This window comes from Shewanella hafniensis (assembly GCF_019655335.1).
GTDB classification, from domain to species: Bacteria; Pseudomonadota; Gammaproteobacteria; order Enterobacterales; family Shewanellaceae; genus Shewanella; species Shewanella hafniensis.
On the sequence record NZ_BPFD01000004.1, the window covers coordinates 13,816 to 35,763 of the forward strand.

The following is a 21,948-nucleotide window of genomic DNA, read 5'->3' on the forward strand; positions in this document are numbered from 1 at the left end:
ACCGTGATTGTACCTAATTTTCAGTAAAAATTGAGTTAGAATAAGCAGTAATTTTCAAAAGTAGTGAGTATTTTTGTGGTCGAGAAAGCCGAGTTTTCATCTTCTTTATATCATCCTAAGCATTGGCCCATGTGGTTTGGCGTATTCTTGATGCGCTTAACTCAGCTTCTACCGCTCTCATGGCAGATGAAACTGGGTAAAGGTTTAGGTCGCTTAGTGATGAAATTTGCAGGCAGTCGCACTCATACGGCGCGCCGTAACTTGGCCCTTTGCTTCCCTGAAATGTCAGAAGCACAGCGAGAAACCCTGCTCAAGCGTAACTTTGAAGAAACGGGCAAAGCCATTTTCGACACCATCAATGCATGGTGGTGGTCCGATGAAAAAGTGCAGCAGCACATGAGCATCACAGGCAAAGAACACGTGCAAAACACTCTCGATGCAGGCCACGGCGTCATCCTCTTTGCCGTGCATTGTTTACCGCTGGAAATGGGCGCACGTATCTTCGGCCAATTCCAACCCGGCGTGGGAGTGTATCGCCCACACAACAATCCTGTGATGGAATACCTCCAAGTTAAAGGCCGTTTACGCTCGAATAAAGGGCTGGTTTCTAAACGCGACTTGCGCCAAATGGTGCGCTGCCTGCGTAATCCCGATGTCATTTGGTACACGGCCGATCAAGACTTTGGCCGCTCAAGCGCGGTATTTATTCCGTTTTATGCCATGCCAGATGCGGCAACCATTACGGGTGCCACCACGTTAGCCAAACTCGGCAAAGCCAAAGTCTTGCCCTTTTTTGTGGAACGTACCGAAGGCGATGAGGGCTATCGGATTGAAGTGATGCCACCGCTGGATAATTTCCCCGGTGAAGATGAATTAGCCGATGCTATTCGCGGTAACAAAATCATTGAGAGCATCATAGATAAGAACCGCGCCCAATATATGTGGTTACATCGCCGCTTTAAGACCCGTCCCGATCCAACGGACAAATCTTTATATCAGTAACTCATTCAGTTTTTAAATACAAAAATGCCAGCAAATAAGCTGGCATTTTTATGGTGACTTTCGATGGTAAGGACCATCTAGCACATAGAATTAGAGCGCATTCTCAGTCGGTAAACGAATACCCACGTTAGTGACTTTGCCTTCATACAGCCCCGCCACCACCCAATGCAACGACTGCCATTGGAACTGATCGCCCAGCACAGGGTTTGCACCAAGCTGTGACACCACCAGATCGGCAACTGTCATATCGTCAGCGAGATTATCTAAGCTCAAGCCATAAATTGGTGCGAGATCCGCAAGTTTAACGTCTGTTTCAATAAAGAAATCACCGAAGAAACGTTGTACTTCTTTATTTTCTGGCGCTTGGCTAAAGAGGTTACTCAAGGCTTCTAAACTGCGCTCCTGACCCAGCACGCAGAGTATATCGCCCGCTTCGAGGCGAGTGCTACCCGATGGATGCAGTAAAGTGTCATCCCTAAATACCGCCGCAATTCGTGTTCCATCTGGCATAGCTAAACGTTTTAACGGTTCACCAATACACCACTTACTTTCACTCAAACGATAAACAAACACTTCCCATTCGCTGCTCGGGTAAATTTCAACTCCCGAACGCGAAACGGGCAACGGCTTTGGGGGCAGTTCCACCTTAGCTAAACGCGCCGCAGTGGTCAAAGACGCACCTTGAACCAGTAACGAGACTAGTACAACGAAGAAGGCTAAGTTGAAGTACAACTGAGCGCCCGGTAAGCCCGCCATCATAGGGAACACCGCCAAGATGATAGGCACAGCGCCGCGTAATCCTACCCACGAAATAAACCAGCGGTCGCGACTGCTGAAGCTCTTAAAGGGCAATAGGCTGATCCACACAGCGACAGGACGAGCAAATAAAATCATCCCAAATGCCAGCGCAAAACCTGGGATCAAGATATCGACTAAATCGGAAGGGGTAAGCAATAAGCCTAATACCAAGAACATGCCGATTTGGCTGACCCATGTCATACCATCCAACACGTTCAAAATCGCATGGCGGCCACGGGTCGGCTTATTGCCGAGGAAAAGCCCGACTAAGTAAATCGATAAAATACCACTGCCGCCAAGTTTGTTGGACGCCGCATAAATGATCAGCCCACCGCTTAAGACTAAAATAGAGTACAGACCGTCGGCTAATTTGCTCAAATTAACCAGCTTCCACAGCATCCAGCCGCCGCCTAAACCTAAGCAAATCCCCAGACCAAATTGCTTAATAAAGCTGATAAACATAAAGCTGAAGGACAGCTCAGTGTCCACATTGGCAAGAATCGCAATCAGCGTCACAGTTAAAAATACCGCCATAGGGTCGTTACTGCCGGACTCAATTTCTAAGGTTGCCCCAACCCGCTCGTTGAGACTGCGCCCTTTCAATAAAGAGAATACCGCAGCGGCATCAGTCGAGCCCACAATCGCGCCCACCAGCAAACCTTGCAACCAATGCAAGTCAAATAGCCATGCGGCCATCATGCCTGTGATACTTGTGGTAATAGCAACACCAAAGGTCGCTAGGGATAATGCAGGCCACAGCGCCACCCTAAAACTGGCGACACGGGTGCGCATACCGCCATCGAGTAAGATGATAGCTAGCGCTAAGTTACTGACTAAATAAGCAGTGGAATAATCATCAAACAGTATGCCGCCAGGGCCATCTTCACCAGCCAAAATACCCACGGCAAGGAAGATCAAAAGAATCGGGATACCCAAACGGGAAGACATGGGACTGAGTAAAACACTCACAGCAGTAAGCAAGGCGCCAATCAGAAAAAAACTATTGATGGAATTTGCATCCACAAACGCCTCCTTATACAGGTTGTTTAGTTAAACGATAGACAAATCACCGAGGTTAAAAATGACTCAACTTACAATTTTATGATTTTATATTAGCACAAAAATAGCGAATTATTGGAGCGTTAAATATTAAATTTCAATCATCTACATAGAAAATGCCATAAATGTCACTTTGCATTAACCTTGAGATAAAGGCTAACGTAAAACCTAAATAACAGCAGAACATTTCCACACGACTTATAAAAATTAAAATAAATGAATATCAGATAGTTAAAAACAACGAACTCAACATAAACTTAAATCATTAAAGCCAAACCAGGCTGATAAACCTGTATAAACTAAGGGTATCATAGTGAATTCTGCACCAGATAAAACAATGTCGAGTGAAACGGCGAATATTCGAACATCACTCTCAAGCTAATTGTTTTCACACTATTTATCTAACAATCAATTCAACTCGGCGGACTTTGTCAGATTGAGCATCACCTAGTTCAAAAAGTATCTTAAGCAAGTGCACGCACGCTATTTTCTTAAAACCAATCCATTCAGCCATCATTTTTGGCTGAGCGACCATCATAGAAGCACTACAGCACAGTAGCCTAAAACAGGGGATTGCAGCGCATAGGGCGATAAAGTAGGCAGAGGGTTTAACGGTAAGTCTAAATACTGACAACCTCAGTCATCGAAGAAAACCGTTAAAACAAAAATTAAGCGATAAATACGCTGTACGGATCATATTTCAGTTGAAATAATGTCCAAAATAAGGAAGGATGCGAGCTTCGCGCGCCAGTGCATTTTGCTCGTCAAATTGCCGCTCTCGTTTTAACAGAGAAAGCTGCGTTAAACACGCTTTTTTATTAACAGGAATCGTAGTATCCGCTTATGAGTATGCTTCGCACCACAGCTTTATTATTGACTTTGGTTTTCCCTAGTCTGTCCGCTTTAGCAACGGAATATCCTTTACCAGCCGCCCAAAGCAGGCTAATTGGCGAGAACCAGTATTATACGGTTCCAGAGGGTAAACACACTCTCGAAGATATTGCTGCCAAATACCAGCTCGGTCTTAGTAACTTACTCGAAGCTAACCCAGGTGTAGATCCATTTCTGCCAAAGCCAGGTAGCCAACTGTTAATTCCATTACAACTGATCCTGCCTAACGCTCCCCGTGAAGGCATAGTGATCAACGTGGCCGAAATGCGTTTGTATTACTATCCAAAAGGCAAAAAAACAGTTGAAGTCCTGCCTATTGGTATTGGCCAAATTGGTAAAGACACACCAGAAAACTGGGTGACCTCAGTACAACGTAAGCGTGCCAATCCAACTTGGACCCCGACACCGCGCATTCGTAAAGAATATGCTGCTAAGGGTGAAATCCTGCCAGCAGTATGGCCAGCGGGTCCAGACAACCCTATGGGACTGTATGCGCTGTATATCGGCAACTTGTATGCGATTCACGGTACTAACGCGAGTTTCGGTATCGGTTTACGTGTCAGCCAAGGTTGTGTGCGTTTGCGCCACGATGATATCGAGCACTTGTTCAAGAACGTACCTGTGGGCACCCGTGTACAATTCGTGAACCAGCCGATTAAAGCAACCGAAGAGCCAGACGGTAAGCGCTACTTAGCCGTGCATCAACCTCTGTCTCGTACTGTGGCTGAGTTTGAATCCAATGAGCCAGTCGCGATTTCATTACCTAGAGATATCGCCAAGTTTATCGCTAAAGCTGACACAAATTCTTCTGTGATCAAAAAGCTGCTCGATGAGCGTACCGGTGTGCCAATGCGAATTAATCAATAATTCACCGGCAAATATCACCTAAAAAAATACCCGCTATCTGCGGGTATTTTTTTGTCATTTATCAGGCGATTAAACACCTAATAGAATAACAAGATCAATCACATAATGGCGCACATAGGGCTAAGAAGTGAGTCATAGCAGCACTGTTTGCCAATACGCGTTGATCGAAGTTTTGCAGCGCAGGGGTTTCAGTACAAGCACCGACACGGGCACCGCTTCGCACTAAACACGCTTCAAACGACGTATCAAAGTGATTGAAGATCAAGCCATCCTTCACTGGACACGCATCAATCTCGCCATCCACAGCAATCGGGAAATAACCGCCTAAGGTATCGCGCAAATCGAGGCTAAAGCGTCCTGGCACTTGGCTTGGCTCAAAAGAATACACATAGGCTTCACGGCTCAAGACATCTTCGTGGCAAGTTAAAATACCGTCTCGACTCGCAGCAAGCAGTAACTGTGCATGGTCTAACAACAACTTACCTTCCACCGACGTATGTTCGTTGGCTTTAGGTTTACCATTCTCAAATACAAAACCGCGATTCGGGTTTTCGCCGTATTTGTTAAATCTATGGCCGCGGCTAAATCCGGTTGGATTAACGAGGGGCAATAAACTCAAGTTCACCCGTTCAAATAAGTCTGCTGAAGCTTCACTCAAAAAATGCAGCAAACCCCAAGGGCCTGCAGATTCTTCGCCATGAAATCCTGCGCTGATTAATAAAGAAGGTAAGCCTGACTTAGCGGCGGGAGACTGATACAAGCTAACCTTGTATTTACCGACTTCACCCAAATTCTTCTCAACCATGCCCAAACGGGTCATTTCCTGCTCAAGCAGCAGATAAAAATTATCAATATCAGTGCTTTCACAGTTAAAAATATCGCTTTTCCACTGAAAGGATTCGAACGGAGATCTGCTTACCATATCTTGTACTTATGCCAGAAAAAGAACTGTGCCATCATAGCAGTTCTTTTTAAAAACTGAATGCTATTCAACTGATTTCGATGAAATCCGAGCAGTCGCTAACCATATCGCAATAGGTATCGATACCTGTTGTAGGGTTAATCATCACTGAGTTACGGCATTCAGCTTCGATGAATCTTTTAACGAATTCAACCAATATGCTCGGCAGGATGCACTTATGAGAACTCACATCGCCTATTTTATTGCCCTTGCGACCAGTGTTTTTAGCAATACGCTGCAGGCGCAATGCCGCGCCGAGCAAGATGCACGCGCCTTATACACACTCGAAGCGAACCTAAAAACCTACACTCTCGAAAATGGCCTAACGGTGCGCTTACTGCCCATGGCTGATAAACAGACAGTCACCATCGCCAGCCAATTTAATTTAGGCGCCCGCAACGAAGCTGAGGGCCAGAGCGGTTATGCCCATCTGTTTGAGCACATGTTATTTAAGGGCAGTGAGAATGCCCCCGGCGATACCTATGCCCAGCAGCTCAGTGCATTAGGGGCACGTTTTAATGCCAGCACCCATTTTGACTACACCAATTACTATGTGACGCTGCCAAGCCTAGCATTAGAACTGGGCTTGTATCTTGAGGCCGACCGCTTTATCCGCCCTAGCCTTAATGCCACTACCGTTAAAAATCAGCAAGAAACCGTACTGCAGGAAATGGCGCAAACCATAGATAATCAACCCTATGTCCGCAGTGCGATGGCGTTCTTACTCGAGCAAGTGCAAGGCACACCCTACGGCCACGGTATTATTGGTAGTCGTGAAGATATCTTGCAAGCCACACCTGAAAGTCTCACTGCCTTTCACCGTGCTTATTATCGTCCCGACGCCATGCAGCTTTCCCTTGTCGGCAAGTTAAGTCCACAAACCCAGCAATGGATTGAGCAAAATTTTGCGACTTGGCCTAAACCAACGACGACTGAGCCTAGATTCACTGAATTGAACATCCAGCCTAAACAAGTACATGCTGAGTTGGTCGATGAGCGCGGGCCTTGGCCTGGATTATTGCTCGCTTGGCATACCGTAGGTAAAGATCATCCCGATGCGGCGGCGATTCAACTGCTCGAAGGCTATTTATTTCAAAATAGCGCCAGTGCAATTGCTAAAATGAGCCAACATAATCCTGCGCAAATGCTCAGTTATTCCCTGCCCTTTGAGTTAGAAAATCATGGGATTGCCAATATTGTCTTGGTTCCTCGCGCTCGCACTTCACTGGATACCTTAGTGGAAAAAGTACTCGGACTTGTCGCACAAACACAGCAAGAGACTCTGGATGAAACTCGCCTGTGCACACTTAAACAAGTGTGGTTAAACAATCGATTACAACAACTCAGTGACACCCAAGCATTAGCCACACAGCTTTCGGCGACTTCAGTTCAAGATAAAGACCATCCCTTTAGCGCGCAGTGGCTGCGGATTAATGCGGTCACGGCAGGCGATATCCGAAGAGTCGCAAAACAGTATTTTACTCAAGACTATGTACGGGTCGACCTACTGCCACCTTGGTATATTCGCTGGGGAAAAACACTGCTGGAATGGCTGCCTGGTGATGTAAGCGACAGCCTAGAGGATGCGGTATTATGATGAATCTCACCGCTGTATCTCTTGGACCTAAGCAACTACACAGCTTAATGTGCTGCGCAGCGGCGTTATTACTGAGCGCCTGCCAGCAAACGCAAATCGTCTTTACGCCGACCGAACCGCCGAGCTTAGCGAGCTTTGACACACCTAACTCTTTGAGCACTCATTTACCCGAAAGCGGCGTCATCATCCCCGTAACGGATCCAATGTTTAGCGATGAAGTGCATACCGAGTTGGATTTACCCTATCAGTTACATAGACTTGCCTTAGTCCAAAGCAATAGCAGTGCGATAAACAGGATCAGTTTAGCGGCGATAAGTCCACAGACTTCCTTCAATAATCCCGATATTTTACAGCTTGCCTTGCAAGAGAAAGCCCGCGCACTGGCCATTCATCTCGCAGACCCCTGCCTTGAGACCTTCAGTATTCGCGTCAGCTTGCATAGCATAAATCTAAGCCTCACCTGCCCCGACGATGTTAATCATATCTATGGCTTACTAGTGCAATTTTGGCAGTCAGATGCCTTTGTTGATGCGGCAACCGCCCCCGTCGATATTGACAATATTCGCCGCCAACTCAAGCTCAATAAGCACTTGAATGCCTTTAGTGGCGCCGAGATAGATAAAGTGTGGCGCGAGAAATTGCTCGGGCCTGAACATCCCTACAATAAAGTGCTCAATAATGATGAGCTGTTCGATTCACTCAGCCTAAAGCAACTGCAACAGATCCAGCAGCAGGCGGTATCGCAAGCACAGTGGCATCTTTTTTTACCCAACTCGCAGGCTAAAAACGTCGAGTTTGATCTTCAAGCCAGCATCAAACAGTGGCCTATGTTGACGACATCCTTGCCTAAATCCTTGTCTAAATCGTCACCGCACGCAGATAAGCTAGAAACAACCACACCTAAGCAAACCAAGAAGATTTACCTTATCGATGCGCCGGGCAGCGTGCAGACCCAAGTCCGCCTAGGCTATCGCATAGACTATCGCATAGGCTATCGCATAGACCATTCCATAAATCATGCCATAGGTCATACCGTAGATAGTGAATTAGGCGATACGTCCGAGACGAGTCAACTCAGTTCACAGGAAGTCGCCTTAGGCTGTCGCAGTTTATCCGCGCTGATGGGGCGCAGTTTTTCGGGCAGACTCTATTATGATTTACGGGAAAAGCGCGGTCTCACCTATGGCATTTACGGCCAGTGCGCCAATGCACCGCTGTCCAGCAGCATCAAGTTTTACGGCAGTACAGCCATAGAACATACAGGCGCGTTTGTGGCGGGCATACTCGATCACCTCGCGCTCGTTAAAACCCAAAGTGCCAGCCAAGGCGAAATCAATGCACTTAAAACCTATTTGATGGGGGAGGATGTGCTCAGCCAAGACAACAGCATTCAGCGTGAAAACCAATATCTCCAACAAATTGCGACAGGATTAACTCAAGTTGATGTGCAAAAGCTGAATGCAGAGTTGCAGGCGCTAACGCCAAAAAGGCTGCAGCAGTTAGCCAACGGGGCGTTTAGCGGTGAGCCATTGATTATCTTGCGGGGCGATATCGATAAAATAATCCCAGACTTAACCTCTAAGCTACCAGAGTGGCAGCTTGAAAGGGTAAAAGTGGATTAAATTCTGAATGCAAAAAAGTAAAAGCTGAACAAATAGACTAGCGCACTCTGTGGTAGCAACGTTCGGGACGGCCGATGGAACCATAACTCTGATCCGCCGCCAGCTCATTGCATTCCAACAAAAATTCTAAATAACGCCGCGCGGTAGAACGGCTAACACCTAACTTTTCACCCACCATCTGCGCCGTGAGTTTATCCTGCGGCTTAGCATCAAACACTTCGCGGATTTTCTGTAGGGTCAATTGATCGACCCCCTTTGGCAAACGGGTTGCGGCCTTAGTCGCTCCTGTCGGCACTTCCATAAAGGCATCGACCACGGATTGAGTCAGCTCTTCGGTGGCAGAAAGTTTGAGCTGGCGACTCTCGAATCGACTCAAAGCTTGGTCTAATCGGCTCAAGAGTACAGGTTTTACCAGAAAATCGAACACGCCGAGCTGCATGGCCTTTTCTAAAATCTGCACTTCCTTGGCCGCAGTGAGCAATACCACTTCGCTACTGATCCCTTGGCTGCGTAATTCTGCCAGCAAATTCAAACCATTACCGTCGGGTAAATACACGTCTAACAGTAAGAGGTCCGGCGTGATTGCGCCTAATAAAGACCGCGCAGTATTGATATCGCTGGCCATGCCAATCACTTTGTAACGATTAGTCGAGAACAAATATTGCGCGACCAAATGGGCAACTTCGACTTCATCCTCAACGATGATCACTGTATGCATTAAACGGTACCGACTTCAGGTAAAGGTTTAGTGGGAATATACACAGAAAAACGCGCGCCACCTAAATCTGAGTCGGCGAACTCTAAACTGCCATGGCAGGCACACAGATAAGTATTGACGATATACATGCCCACTCCGTGCTGCGCCCCCTGCTTAGAGCTGTAATCTGGATCGAATATCGTGCTGTACTCGGTTTTAGAAATCCCATCGCCGCTGTCTTCCACATCAAAAATCAGGTTAGAGGCGGTTTCATCTAAGGTCACGACCACGCGGCGGGGCTTATGATTGTTCGCCCTGTGCACGGCCTCAATGGCATTATCGATAAGGTTGCCCATAATCGACACCATCCGCTCTAGCATAATGGCGTCTTGCACATCACTGAGTTGACTATCTGGGCTGATTTGAAACTCAATATTGAGCTCTTTCGCCTTGTGATACTTACCCAAGAGTAATCCGGCTATCGTCGGCTCATGGATTTGCGACAGTAATAAATGGATTTGAGCCTGCCAACCTTGGCTTTCTTGGCCGATAAATTCGACCGCTTTGTCGTAGGCTTTGAGCTGTAATAATGCGCCTAGGGTATGGAGTTTATTCGAGTAATCATGGGTTTGAACTCTGAGCATTTCGGCAAACTCTTGCACTTTGGCGAGTTGCTGGCTCAAGCGCTCAATTTCATCGGCGGGGCGCATCGTCAGCAGCAAGCCATCATTTTGATCCCGCACCTGAAACGGCACCCGCGACATCACCAGCCATTGCTCATTGGCAAATAACTCGAATCCCCTGATGGTTTTATTTTGATTCGTCAGTAGAAAATCGGCGTGCTGCGGCAATAAATCACTCAGCATCAAAGTATTAGGTTGGCAGGTCGGAGATAAAGCTAAAATCTCCCGCGCCCTTTGATTCAACTTGCGGATACGGCCATCGGCATCCAATGCCACCACGCCCATTCGCACTGTGTTAAGAATCGCGTCCTGCTCGACGAATAAACGCCCAATTTCAGCAGGTTGCAAGCCGAACAACATTTCCCGTACTTGCCGCCCCATCCAAAAAGCCACCAGCACGCCCATCAATAACACCCCTAGGACTGTCATGATGATTTCAGGAATACGCTTATCGATTAACGCGCCCACGGACTGGCTCAAAAAGCCCACAGAAACCAAGCCGATAATTTCGCCTTGCTCGTCAAGCACTGGCACTTTACCGCGAATAGAACGACCTAAACTGCCCTGCGCCTCGGAGATATAAGACTCCCCTTCTAATGCCGCTTGGCTATCACCGCCCTCCATCTTCTTGCCAATTTTATCTGAATCTGGGTGCACGATACGGTATTTATGGGTATCGCCCACCACGATAAAATCGGCCTTAGACGCTAGACGTATTCCTTCTATCGCGGCCAGTAATTGGGGACTCGAATGCCCAGTCTGCAAAGCCGTAATCACATCGGTCCGTGTCGCGACCGCATGGGCCAGCCCTAATGCCTTAGCGCCCGATTGCTCAGTAATACTGCGACTCAAAATTTGATAGCTGATGCCGCCAAATAAGGCGCACAGCAACAAACTCAGGCAAGTCACCCCACTGATTAACCACGTTTCTAAGCGCTTAGGGCGTCTCATTAGCGTACCTTTACATTAAGAGGCTTTCGCCAATTTATCACTACGATGACTACGAATAAAACCGATCAATGGCACAGCCAGCATCGCAATTGCCACAATCAAGATAGTCAGTGTCAGCGGGCGTTCCCACAGGAAGCTCAAAGAACCATCGGAGGCGATCATAGCACGGCGGAAGTTACGCTCAATCATATCACCGAGGATGAAGCCCAGTAGCAGCGGCGCCATCGGAAATGCCAGCAAACGTAGCACCACAGCGACAATCGCAAAACCTATCATCAAGAACAGATCAAAGGTGTTAAACGAGACTAAATACACCCCAATCAAACTGAAGAACAAAATCATCACAGTCAGAATCGACTTAGGTAAAGCCAGCACTTTGGCAAAATAAGGGATTAGCGGTAAATTCAGCACCAGCAGAATAATATTGCCAAAATACATAGAGATAATCACAGACCAAAACACGTCTGGACGCTCTTGCATCAACATAGGGCCAGGTTGAATACCATAAGCGATCAATGCACCGAGCATGATGGCCGTGGTACCCGACCCCGGAATACCTAAGGTCAATAACGGGACAAATGAGCCAGTACAGGCCGCATTGTTAGCCGACTCAGGCGCCGCAACACCGCGAATCGAGCCCTTACCAAACTCATCGCGTTTCGCGCCGCGGGATAAATTACGCTCAGTGCCGTAGGCCATAAAGCTGGCAATCGTTGCGCCTGCGCCCGGTAATACCCCAATCAAAAAACCGAAAATCGACGAGCGACCAATCACAGGCGCTATCTCTTTCACTTCCTCTTTGGTTAAGCGAGTGCTGCCAATCGGCTGCGCCGAAAAGTTGATGTTTTCGGTCGACTTAGGCGGCTTAATCACATTCATTAAGGCTTCCGAGAGGGCAAAAGTCGCCATGGCGATTAACAGAAAACTGATGCCATCGAGTAAATCAGGCTGACCGAAGGTGAAGCGTTCCATCCCCGAGAAAGGATCGATCCCCACTGACGAGAGTAACAAACCTAAGTGAGTCATCATCATGGCCTTGAGGAAGTCGCCACGATTCGAAAACGCCGCAATGGCCGTCAAACCGAGGAACATCAAGACCACATAATCGCCCGATTGAAAGCTCAGTGATACTTGCGCTAATAATGGCGCCGCGACCATCAACATAATGGCGCCGATAGTGCCGCCGGTAAACGAAGCATAGGCCGCAATCGCTAATGCCTTACCTGCCATGCCTTTTTGCGCCATCGGATAACCATCGAATGACGTCGCAACCGTTCCTGCCACGCCCGGGGCGTTGATCAGAATTGATGAAGTCGACCCACCAAAAATAGCGCCGTAGTACACGCCCGCCATTAAGATCATGCCTGAGCTGGGGCCAATGCTGTAAGTCACAGGGATCATCAAGGCGATCGCTGTGATCGGCCCTAATCCCGGCAGCATACCGATCACTGTGCCGACCAAGCAGCCTAAGACCACATACATGAGGTTTTGCAATTCAAACGCGGTCGATAGACCAATAAACATTGCATCGAACATAGTTAACTCCAAAGAGAACCTGAGGCCAAGTAAATACCTAAGACTTGCGTCATCAACACCCAGAACACCAACACCACGGGCACAGAGGCGAGCAGCAAAATCTTAAAGCGGCGCTCTCCCATCAACCAAAATCCAGCGACCAAAAACAATAAGGTAGCGACAACAAACCCCAACGGTTCGAGTCCGGCGGCATACAAGACCATCAGCACAATCAGCGCCGCGGTTTGTTGTAAGGCGGCTTTTGTCAGCAGCGCCCCCGCTGTTGAACCGTGTTTCCTTTCAGCAAGACGGCAACCAGAGAAAACAGACTAAACATCAATCCCATGGCAGCATAAATCTTCGGCATAGTGGAAGATGTCACGACTTCAAATTCTTCAAACGGCAATAAGGGAATTTGCCATGCCAGCACGCCATATCCGGTAAACACGGCGACAAATAGCAAGGAACCAATCAGATCACGATTCAACATCTGTCACTCCTTACTTAATAAAGCCCAGTTGCAACATAGTGGCTTTAAGCTGTTGCTCCTGTGCTTCCAATGACTTAATGAATTCGGCTTGGGGTTCAAACAAATTGATCCAACCATTACGGGCACGCACTTGTTCCCATTCTGGCGTCTTAATCAGCGCCGCAAACTTGGCCACATACTCATCAACTTTGGCTTTAGGCGTATCGGGTGCCGCAAAAAAGCCGCGCCAGTTAGTAAACGTCATGTCATAACCGAGAGATTTAATCGTCGGAACCTCTGGATGCTCGGCAACGATTTCAGGTGCCGTCATAGCAAGGATCCGCCCTTGACCACTGCCTGCAATTTCTAACGCTTCACTGAATCCCGTCGACAATAAATCGACTTCGCCCGAGAGTAAGCCAGCCTTAGCTTGACCACCCGCATCGTAGGGAACATAACGTAAACGACCGCCATCTAAGCCCGCCGCCACAATCGCTTGCGCCGCAACTAAGTGATCCATACTGCCGCGCGCCGAGCCGCCAGCGATATTGAATCTTTGTGGATCCGCCTTAAAGGCCGCCAACACATCGTCCCAGGTTTTCAACGGTGAATCGTTACGTACCACAAAGGCACCGTAATCGGCGACTATGCCTGCAACCGGCGTTAAATCACGATAACTAAACGGGATTTGTCCTGAAAGTGCACGGAGCACAATCGGAGTCGAGTTAACCAGTAAAATATCGCCCTGTTTGTTTTTCGATTTGATCATAGAGGCAATCGCACGACCGCCACCGCCACCCGAGAGGTTCTCAAAAGAGGCATTACCATCGATTTTCGACTTCACTAAAGCTTCACCGACGCCGCGCGCTGTGGTATCCCAACCACCGCCTGGACCGCCAGGAATGATAAAGTGGATATCAGCACTCGCCATGCCAGAGGCACCGAGTAACAGCGCACTCATGACTAAAGATTTCATTTTCAACATGATTCATTGCTCCTAAAACACGTATTGCAAACGGGCAGCAAAGGCATCGCCCACATCTTCATTGCCGACTAAGGCAATCGTGCCTGCGCCATCGACAGTAGAATGGATGTAGTTAGCCATCACTTTGATTTTTGGATTGAAGTAGTAAGACACGCCTAAGGTATAGGTCTGAGCTTTAGTACCTTGGAAGTCGGAGCTCGCATCCACGCTAGAAAAACGTGCCGCCAATTCCCATGCATCGGTTACGCCCTTAGGCTGAGAAAACACCGCGCTGCCCTTGGAATAGCTGCGCTGTTCGCCCGTTAAGAAATAACTCGCCTGCAGGTAATACGCCTGATAACGCTCACCATCGAGCACTGACTGAGGATCTTGGGTGTTTAAACTGCGCTGGGCGTATTCGCCCTGCAACAACAAGGCATTATGTTGAAATGCCAGCTCTAAACCCGCTTGATTTAGATGATCAATCGCTGCGGTTTCACCACCGGCGACATAGTTAATCAGGCGAGTATTAGTCTCGCGCAGTTCGCCGCGAGCAAAGCTGGCTGACAAGTCATCGCCGCCCATTTGACGCGCTGAGTACCACAAGCCAGCATGCAGCACTTGGCCCGGTTCTTTGACCTGTGACCAAGTCACTCGCGAGCTCAGGGCATAGTTCAAATCATCGGTTTCATCTTTACCATCACTACCAAAGGCATCGTTTTTATAAACACCCAAGGCGTAACGTAAACCTGTGCTGGGGAAATATTGATAGGCAGAAACACCCCAGCGGAAGTACGGCGACATAGTATCGGCAAGGCTAGAACGTTCAATCAGCGCAATGTGATTACTGCTGGTGAGCGCATCGAGACTGATATCCTCACGCAACTTACCAAATTGCAGTTTAGGGCCATTCTCAAAACCCGAGTAACGCATCCGAGCCATGACGATTTCAGCGGTATTTTCAGCAAATTCAAGCAGTAGCTTGTAATCCCAATCCTGTAATTCGCCTTCAACAAAGGTACGGACTCGGCGGGGGAAAATATCCTGCGCGCCACTGCCGTTATGTTCGGCGTTATAGGCACCATTGAAGAGGTTGTAATCGAGTTGAATGCGACCCCCTATCTCAAAAGCTGGCGCGCTAGGCTTAGATGAAGTCGCAGTGGCATTCGCTGCCTGCTGTTGTTTTAGCTGGTTAACTTCTTGAGTCAATTGGGTGAGTTGTGCTTGAAGCTCTTGTGGCGTTAAGTCTTGCGCATACGCAAAACCAGTAAAAGCCACAGCGGTTGCCGCGGCAAGTAAGGTCAATCTAGGCATCAATGCCTCCTGTATTGCAGTCTGCCATTCCCTTTGGGAATGCCTGTGTTATTAGAATTGTGTCAGGTCTGTGACGGACTACTTCCTCGCCCAGAGGATGAAATGTATCGTTAACATTTCGTTAAAGATATTTAACGCACTTAATCTTCATTAAGGGACTTAAGGTGACTAAAAATCATAAAGTTCATGAACAAAATGAACTTAACTCAAGGGAAACGGCTTGAAGTGCACAAAACGGGTAAGAATGAGAGATAACTCAATGAAAATATGACAGGAATATTAGCTGGCGCTGAATGTTAACAGATGAGTGAAATAGCATAAAAATAGGACGGATTTACCCTTAGAACGTTAAATTAAGCATAGAAGCCATCCATAAAAGCAAAGCGCCGTTAAGCGCTTCATAAGGAACTTGGACCAATACTTGAAGAGATATTGAGTAGGATTGAGCTGGATTTCGGTGATAAGCATTAGCAACGATGAGCAAATAAGAATAGTCGAACAAAAAACACCAAATGCTCGACCCAAGGATGCGAGTACTTATTTATTCGAGCCAATTGATTCAAGCTAATAGATTCGAGCTTTCGCTTAGCAATCAGAGCTTATTGCCTGCATTCTCGCTGGCGGGCGCGGTGCCATTATCACCCTGCGCCATCTGTGCATGGCCTTGTTCCATCTGCTGTAAATCTTCCATCGCCGAATCCTGCGATAAAGCCAGCGGATCGGGATCTGCGGATAACGCCGCCGTATTGTCGGCATTCGCGGTATCTGGTGCAGTCGTTTGTTCAGTCAGTAATGGATTGGCAGCCTTTTCAGCATCTAGCCCCTGTGCCACGGGAGACACTTCAGTATTGAGCGGACTATCACTCACATTCGGTAACCACTCACGCAATGGCTCGGGTCCAAAACTAAAGCCCAAGGCGATGACGACAGTTGCAGCAGCAACATACAACCAAGGGCGAATCGCCCGATTATCGCCTCTTAATGAACCGCTCTCACTGGCATATAGGTGCGCATCCGAGCGTTGAGCCGCTGGGGCGATCGCTTTTAGCATGTCAGGCAAGGCATCAAGCTCAGGGCCTTTAATGCGCTGACCAATAAACTGGCCGCCTTCGTAAATCTCCATCTGATGGCTAGCAACTTCACCGTCAACCACTCCAGAACTGGTAATAATCAACTTATTACAACAGACTCGACCACTAAATACGCCGCACACCCGCAACTCATCACAGCTGACTTCACCGGAGATCTCGCCGCCAAGTTCGATCTTAATTTGTCCCGCTGAGCCAATCTTGCCCTGCAATTTACCCGCAATTAATGCCGTGCTCTCTAACTGGATGTCACCCTCAATCGAGGTTTGTGCACTGATAAAAGTAATGCCATTGCCTTTGCTAGCCATAGGATTCATTCCATATCATTATTTTTGTGATAAAGATGTTAAGGTAAAAGTCCCCGAGAATAAAGCACTGGTTTCGTTTAGTATTTGACCTAAGCCTCAGAGCGGGATTTAAGTCACGCCAGCGACTATGCTACCCTGAGCATCTTGCAATATGGCTCCCGAGTACCTAAGCATGAGTAGCATGAAGCCTCAAAAGGCGAGTACTGATATCGCACTTAATCAAAGCTAAAGCACACACTGACTGCAATAAACACCTAAAACAACCGCCAACGAGACCCCGACATGGCTCATTCAAACTCCGCTAGCTCGCAATCGATAACGCCAATGATGACGCCACTGGAAGTGTATCGCGCCAAAGTGAGCGAAAATCTAGTTGACGATCCGGCGCAGCAACAGGCGGTGTTGGCGCTCGATATGTTATTTAAACAGTTGATGCCACAAGCCTATTCAGCTCGCCTGTCCCATTCACAATCCATCAAAGGCTTGTATCTGTGGGGTGATGTCGGTCGGGGTAAAACCTTTCTGATGGATTTGTTTTTCGATTGTTTGCCAAGTGATGGCAAGTTAAGACTGCATTTCCACCGCTTTATGGCACGGATACACAATGCACTGCGTGAGCATTCGGGTAAACGCGATCCACTAACCCTGATTGCTAAAAATCTCGCGAAAGAGTGCAAGGTGCTGTGTTTCGATGAGTTTTTTGTCTCAGACATTGGCGATGCCATGATACTCGCAGGGCTATTTGAGTGCCTATTCGAACAAGGTGTGGTGCTGGTCGCGACCTCTAATATTCCTATTGAGCGCTTATATGAAAACGGCTTAGCCAGACACAGATTTTTACCTTGTATCCAACTGCTGCAAGCGCACACGCAAATGCTGCATCTCGATGGCAACCAAGACCACAGGATGCACGCCATCAATGCTGTATTAAACAACGAGATTGGCATTGATAGCGCTGAAGTTAACGCATCGATTTCCCGCAATATCGGCATTACCGGAACACTCGATTTTGAGCAGATTTTTGACAAGCTAGTGAATGGGTTAACGCCAAATGCGCTCAGTATGAGTGCTATTGGCATTAGCGGTTCTCACATTAGTGATAGCAAAATGAGCAATGCTAGCCTCACCATCTGTAACCGTGAAATCCCAGTGATCCGCGCAGCTTTAGAGCCCACAGACAACGCTGTTGCTTGGTTCGACTTTTATGCCCTGTGTGACGGCCCGAGATCCCAACTCGATTACATCGAAATCGCCAGTCGATTTAAGATCTTAATGGTGAGCGGCGTTCCCAAATTAGGCGGCGAAGTGAAAGGCTGGATCCGTGCCCGCGGCACGGAGGACGGCACAGGAGAAAACCAAGCCGCAACTACGGGCGAGCGCAAACTCTCCTACGCCGCCAACGATGACCCCGCGCGACGTTTTATCAGCTTAATTGATGAGTTGTACGATCAAAATGTCAGCCTTTATCTCAGCTGCGACGTGCCACTGAGCGAACTCTACCAAGGTGGCGCACTTAGTTTTGAATTCCGCCGCACCTACAGCCGATTAATAGAAATGAGCCGACATGAATTAGCGTAAAAAAATTGATTGTTTATCGCTTTGCAGAGACAAGGAAAGAGACAAGAAATAAGTACCAAAATTTTGCTCAAACTATTATTGAACAATCATTAGCAAAAAAATAAAAACGTCCAAAGGAACAGTGGATTACGAAGTCACTTATACAATAAGAATAGTAAAAGCTTGAATAACACCTTTAAAACAACTGACATGACACATGAGTCTAAAGACCTAGATTGCAAATCTAAAACCTTATCAAATCAGCACAAAACTTCACTTTAACCATTTAGAATCAAAAAACTAATCACAGCTCACTCCTTTATTTAGACTACTAACCTTAATAAAACCAGAGGCATTACTCCACTCAATTCAGCAATACGGTTTGCTAACCTCGATATTTAAGGTACGGTATAACTTAGTTTCAATTATGCTAATTTACGCCCTATAGGTTTTAATCAATTAAATTTACACTCTACGACAAGAAATTTTAAAAATATAATCTATAGTGTATTAAACCAAAGACTCATAGTTCCGACTCTGCGCAATAACGCTTAGTTTTAAAGTTAGGAAGCATAAGTTCGACTTTATTTACTCGAACTTTATGGCTCGACAGCAGTAGTTCGAAAGCATTAGTTTAAAAGCATTAGTTTAAAAGCAGTAAGAACGACCTTAGACGGAACTCATTTAAATACAGGGACGATTCATTTATGTGGCTACGACAAATTAAGATTGGCTCACGACTCATTATTGCGTTTGGCTTACTCGGTCTAGTCTTGTTACTTCAGGGGCTCATGTCGCTGCAAACTATGTCATCCATGCGCGCCTCCTCTGAAGAAATTGAAAAAAATACCCTACCTACACTCGTCACCCTTTCTAGCATCAATCTTAACGTGATGCGCGCTAGGGTATTTACATTTCGTCTGTTACTCGCCGATTCAGCTGCTGAGCGTGACAAAGGGCTCGAAACCTTAAGGCAAATTCGCGAGAACATTGAAACGGATCAAAAGGCCTACGAGCCTTTAATTAGTTTGCCTGGTGAGCAAGCCCTCTATCAGGATTTTAGTCATAATTTAGAGCTGTATTTACAGAATCAAGATCAAATGATCAGTAAGCTGCAGGCCAATGACACGACCGAAGCTAAACGGATCATGGATGAAGTGATGACGTTACAAGCTGATAAAATAACTAAAACGCTTATCAGCATTGGCGACTTAAATACCGAATATGCAGGCAAACAAGGCGAACTCACCGCACAAGCTTACGAAGAAAGTAAGCTACTCAACAGCGTAGTGATAATAGCCTCCTTGATTGCCGCATTTGTCGTGGCCACATTATTAACCCGTAGCATTGTGCAGCCAATGAAAGAAGCGGTAGACATTTCAGTGACAGTCGCAAGCGGTGATTTAACACAGAAAATTAGTGCCGATGGCGAAGATGAAACCAGTCAACTGATGCAAGCACTAGCAAAAATGCAACAGAACCTGCGCGATACCCTATCCCACATCGCAAACTCCTCTAACCAGCTCGCCTCCGCCGCCGAAGAACTCAATTCAGTAACTGAAGATGCATCCCGCGGTATACAGCAACAAAATGATGAAATACAACAGGCTGCAACCGCAATTACCGAGATGAGTTCGGCGGTGGATGAAGTCGCTAATACCGCAGTCCTCGCTTCAGAGGCCTCAGAAGAAACCGCCCGCAATACCGAATTAGGCAAAAAACAGGTAGATCAAACCGTCGCAGCCATTATCGACATGAATCAGGATGTGACGCAAAGTTCACAAATTGTCCAAACCTTAGCCATGCAAGCTATCGATATTGGTAAAGTTTTAGATGTGATCCGCGCGATTGCAGAACAAACGAATTTACTGGCCCTCAACGCAGCTATTGAAGCGGCGCGAGCAGGCGATACTGGCCGTGGTTTTGCGGTCGTTGCCGATGAAGTGCGCGCGCTAGCCCACCGCACTCAGTCGTCGACCCGCGAGATTGAAGACATGATCAACAAGATCCAGCACGGCACTGAAACCGCTGTGCTATCGATGCAGCACAGTGGTCAAAAGGCAGAGCAAGCACTCGCTGTCGCAAGGCTCGCTGGGGACGCACTGAACACGATCAACACTCAAATCAGTACGATGAACAACAGCAATATGGTCATCGCAAGCGCCGCAGAAGAACAAGCGAAAGTCGCCCGTGAAGTCGATAAAAACATAGTGAACATTAGCGATCTCGCCAGCCAAAGCGCCGCGGGAGCGCAGCAGACCAGTGCCTCGGCGCATGAACTATCCAGGTTAGCGGTTGAACTGAACAACCTACTGACGCGCTTTAAGGTGTAAAGTCGCCTGGTAAAGTCGTCTCGATTTAAGGCAAAAAGCCTCGCTTTTCGATTTGAAGCCAAATCTCGTTTTAGAATGGAACCAGAGGGTAACGCACAAGATGTGCTAAAAGACGTTACCCTCAATGTATAACCACATCTCTAACTTAATAAAATTATTCAGTATCAAAAATATGCACTCAGTTAAGACCGAGTTTGCGGCGCCTGATTAAAGTGCATAGCCAGTTCACTGATATCGGCAGCAACCCATTCTGGCTCGATACACTCGGCCAAATGCGCCGCCATAAAGTCCACCAGCTGCATGGCAGCATAGGGCAAGCGGCGATCTTTGCGGCCAACTAGATACCAGTTACTTTCAAGCGGAAAACCCGTTACCGGCAAAATAGCCGGTTTTTCACGGCCCTCTTGCAGCGTATGCGCCGAAATCACCGACAAGCCTAAGCCAGACGCGACGCTTAGGCGTATCGCCTCATTGCTCTCGATTTGCATAGTGTCACCGAGCGTGATGCCTTGACCGCTGCACCAAGACTCGAACATCAAGCGGGTGGCTGAACCTGGCTCGCGCACGATAAAACGCTCATTTTTGAGATCGTTAAAACTTACTTGTTCACGGCCCACCGCCCAATGATCCTTTGGCGCAATCAACTGCAACGGGTTTTTAATGATCCGCGCAGATAGCACATTATCGCCACTAGGTGGATGACTAAACAGATATAAATCATCTTCTTGGCGCTCAAATCGACCTAATACATGGGCACGGTTACCTATATTTAAGGTCACTTTAACCTGCGGAAACTGCCGATAAAAGGCCCCTAGAATTCGTGGGAGTACGTACTTAGCGGTAGTGACGATACCGATATTAATATGCCCAACGCTGCCACCTTTGGCCTGCTGCATAAAGGCATCGAAATCCTCAAAACGACTCAAGGTATCGCAGGCGGCGCGGTAGAGTTCATTGCCAATCAAGGTCGGTAACATACGGCCATCACGACTCTCGAGTAACGGCTCACCCAACACATCGGCCAGCTTTTTAAGCTGTAATGACACTGTGGGTTGGGTTAAATGCAAGGCCCTCGCCGCTGCGGAAATATTGCCTAACCGCACCACTTGTACATACACCTGCAGTAACCGAAAACTCAAGTGCCGCAATTTAAGTTGAGTCGATGACGTACGCTTATCCATAGACAATTATCTATACCTAAGTGTTAAACAATTTATTTTTCAATATAACCAATTAGGTCCAAAATCACCAGCCATCAGGACCACCCGACAT

At 47.4% G+C, this 21,948-nt stretch carries 15 protein-coding genes and 1 pseudogene; 6 read left to right on the forward strand and 10 right to left on the reverse strand.

What is annotated here, in order from left to right; translation table 11 throughout:
* Positions 1-75: 75 nt before the first annotated feature.
* Positions 76-1,002, forward strand: coding sequence for an LpxL/LpxP family Kdo(2)-lipid IV(A) lauroyl/palmitoleoyl acyltransferase (locus tag K5Q99_RS02225; RefSeq protein WP_220775908.1), 927 nt, complete (start codon positions 76-78; stop codon positions 1,000-1,002).
* Positions 1,003-1,092: 90 nt separating this feature from the next.
* On the opposite strand, the gene K5Q99_RS02230 is transcribed toward K5Q99_RS02225, so the two are convergent.
* Positions 1,093-2,823: a potassium/proton antiporter gene (locus tag K5Q99_RS02230; protein ID WP_106649588.1), complete on the reverse strand. Its 1,731-nt coding sequence runs from the start codon at positions 2,821-2,823 to the stop codon at positions 1,093-1,095.
* 879 nt (positions 2,824-3,702) lie between these two features.
* Here K5Q99_RS02230 and K5Q99_RS02235 point away from each other — a divergent pair.
* Positions 3,703-4,617: a L,D-transpeptidase family protein gene (locus K5Q99_RS02235; RefSeq protein WP_106649587.1), complete on the forward strand. Its 915-nt coding sequence runs from the start codon at positions 3,703-3,705 to the stop codon at positions 4,615-4,617.
* 94 nt (positions 4,618-4,711) lie between these two features.
* On the opposite strand, the gene K5Q99_RS02240 is transcribed toward K5Q99_RS02235, so the two are convergent.
* A complete protein-coding gene (locus K5Q99_RS02240; RefSeq protein ID WP_106649586.1) occupies positions 4,712-5,539 on the reverse strand; it encodes an N-acetyl-ornithine deacetylase in 828 nt (275 codons plus the stop codon).
* 217 nt (positions 5,540-5,756) lie between these two features.
* Here K5Q99_RS02240 and K5Q99_RS02245 point away from each other — a divergent pair, with 217 nt between their 5' ends.
* Together K5Q99_RS02245 and K5Q99_RS02250 are read left to right on the forward strand one after the other, a co-directional pair.
* Entirely contained in the window at positions 5,757-7,175 is a 1,419-nt protein-coding gene (locus K5Q99_RS02245) for a M16 family metallopeptidase (RefSeq protein ID WP_220775909.1), read from the forward strand.
* Positions 7,172-8,797, forward strand: a complete 1,626-nt coding sequence (locus K5Q99_RS02250; protein ID WP_220775910.1) for a M16 family metallopeptidase — start codon at positions 7,172-7,174, stop codon at positions 8,795-8,797. The genes K5Q99_RS02245 and K5Q99_RS02250 overlap by 4 nt, the downstream gene beginning before the upstream one ends.
* A 37-nt stretch (positions 8,798-8,834) precedes the next feature.
* Here K5Q99_RS02250 and K5Q99_RS02255 read toward each other — a convergent pair whose 3' ends face one another.
* The 7 genes and pseudogenes from K5Q99_RS02255 to K5Q99_RS02285 form a co-directional block, all read right to left on the reverse strand.
* Positions 8,835-9,515, reverse strand: a complete 681-nt coding sequence (locus K5Q99_RS02255; RefSeq protein ID WP_106649583.1) for a response regulator — start codon at positions 9,513-9,515, stop codon at positions 8,835-8,837.
* Positions 9,515-11,128, reverse strand: a complete 1,614-nt coding sequence (locus K5Q99_RS02260) for an ATP-binding protein (protein WP_107402563.1) — start codon at positions 11,126-11,128, stop codon at positions 9,515-9,517. The genes K5Q99_RS02255 and K5Q99_RS02260 overlap by 1 nt, the downstream gene beginning before the upstream one ends.
* A 15-nt stretch (positions 11,129-11,143) precedes the next feature.
* Positions 11,144-12,664, reverse strand: coding sequence for a tripartite tricarboxylate transporter permease (locus K5Q99_RS02265; protein ID WP_011623841.1), 1,521 nt, complete (start codon positions 12,662-12,664; stop codon positions 11,144-11,146).
* A gap of 2 nt (positions 12,665-12,666) precedes the next feature.
* Positions 12,667-13,133, reverse strand: a pseudogene (locus K5Q99_RS22855) (tripartite tricarboxylate transporter TctB family protein).
* A gap of 10 nt (positions 13,134-13,143) precedes the next feature.
* Complete coding sequence (locus K5Q99_RS02275) at positions 13,144-14,097, reverse strand: tripartite tricarboxylate transporter substrate binding protein (protein WP_220775911.1); 954 nt, start codon at positions 14,095-14,097, stop codon at positions 13,144-13,146.
* Positions 14,098-14,109: 12 nt separating this feature from the next.
* Positions 14,110-15,390, reverse strand: coding sequence for an OprO/OprP family phosphate-selective porin (locus K5Q99_RS02280; protein ID WP_220775912.1), 1,281 nt, complete (start codon positions 15,388-15,390; stop codon positions 14,110-14,112).
* Positions 15,391-15,982: 592 nt separating this feature from the next.
* A complete protein-coding gene (locus K5Q99_RS02285) occupies positions 15,983-16,786 on the reverse strand; it encodes a bactofilin family protein (protein ID WP_012586906.1) in 804 nt (267 codons plus the stop codon).
* Positions 16,787-17,068: 282 nt separating this feature from the next.
* Here K5Q99_RS02285 and zapE point away from each other — a divergent pair, with 282 nt between their 5' ends.
* The gene (gene zapE, locus K5Q99_RS02290; protein ID WP_220775913.1) at positions 17,069-18,364 is read left to right on the forward strand and encodes a cell division protein ZapE; all 1,296 of its coding nucleotides are present in this window, start codon (positions 17,069-17,071) and stop codon (positions 18,362-18,364) included.
* A gap of 686 nt (positions 18,365-19,050) precedes the next feature.
* Positions 19,051-20,676, forward strand: coding sequence for a methyl-accepting chemotaxis protein (locus tag K5Q99_RS02295; protein WP_220775914.1), 1,626 nt, complete (start codon positions 19,051-19,053; stop codon positions 20,674-20,676).
* A 182-nt stretch (positions 20,677-20,858) separates the two neighbouring features.
* Here K5Q99_RS02295 and K5Q99_RS02300 read toward each other — a convergent pair whose 3' ends face one another.
* Positions 20,859-21,857, reverse strand: coding sequence for a LysR family transcriptional regulator (locus K5Q99_RS02300; RefSeq protein WP_220775915.1), 999 nt, complete (start codon positions 21,855-21,857; stop codon positions 20,859-20,861).
* Positions 21,858-21,948: the final 91 nt, after the last annotated feature.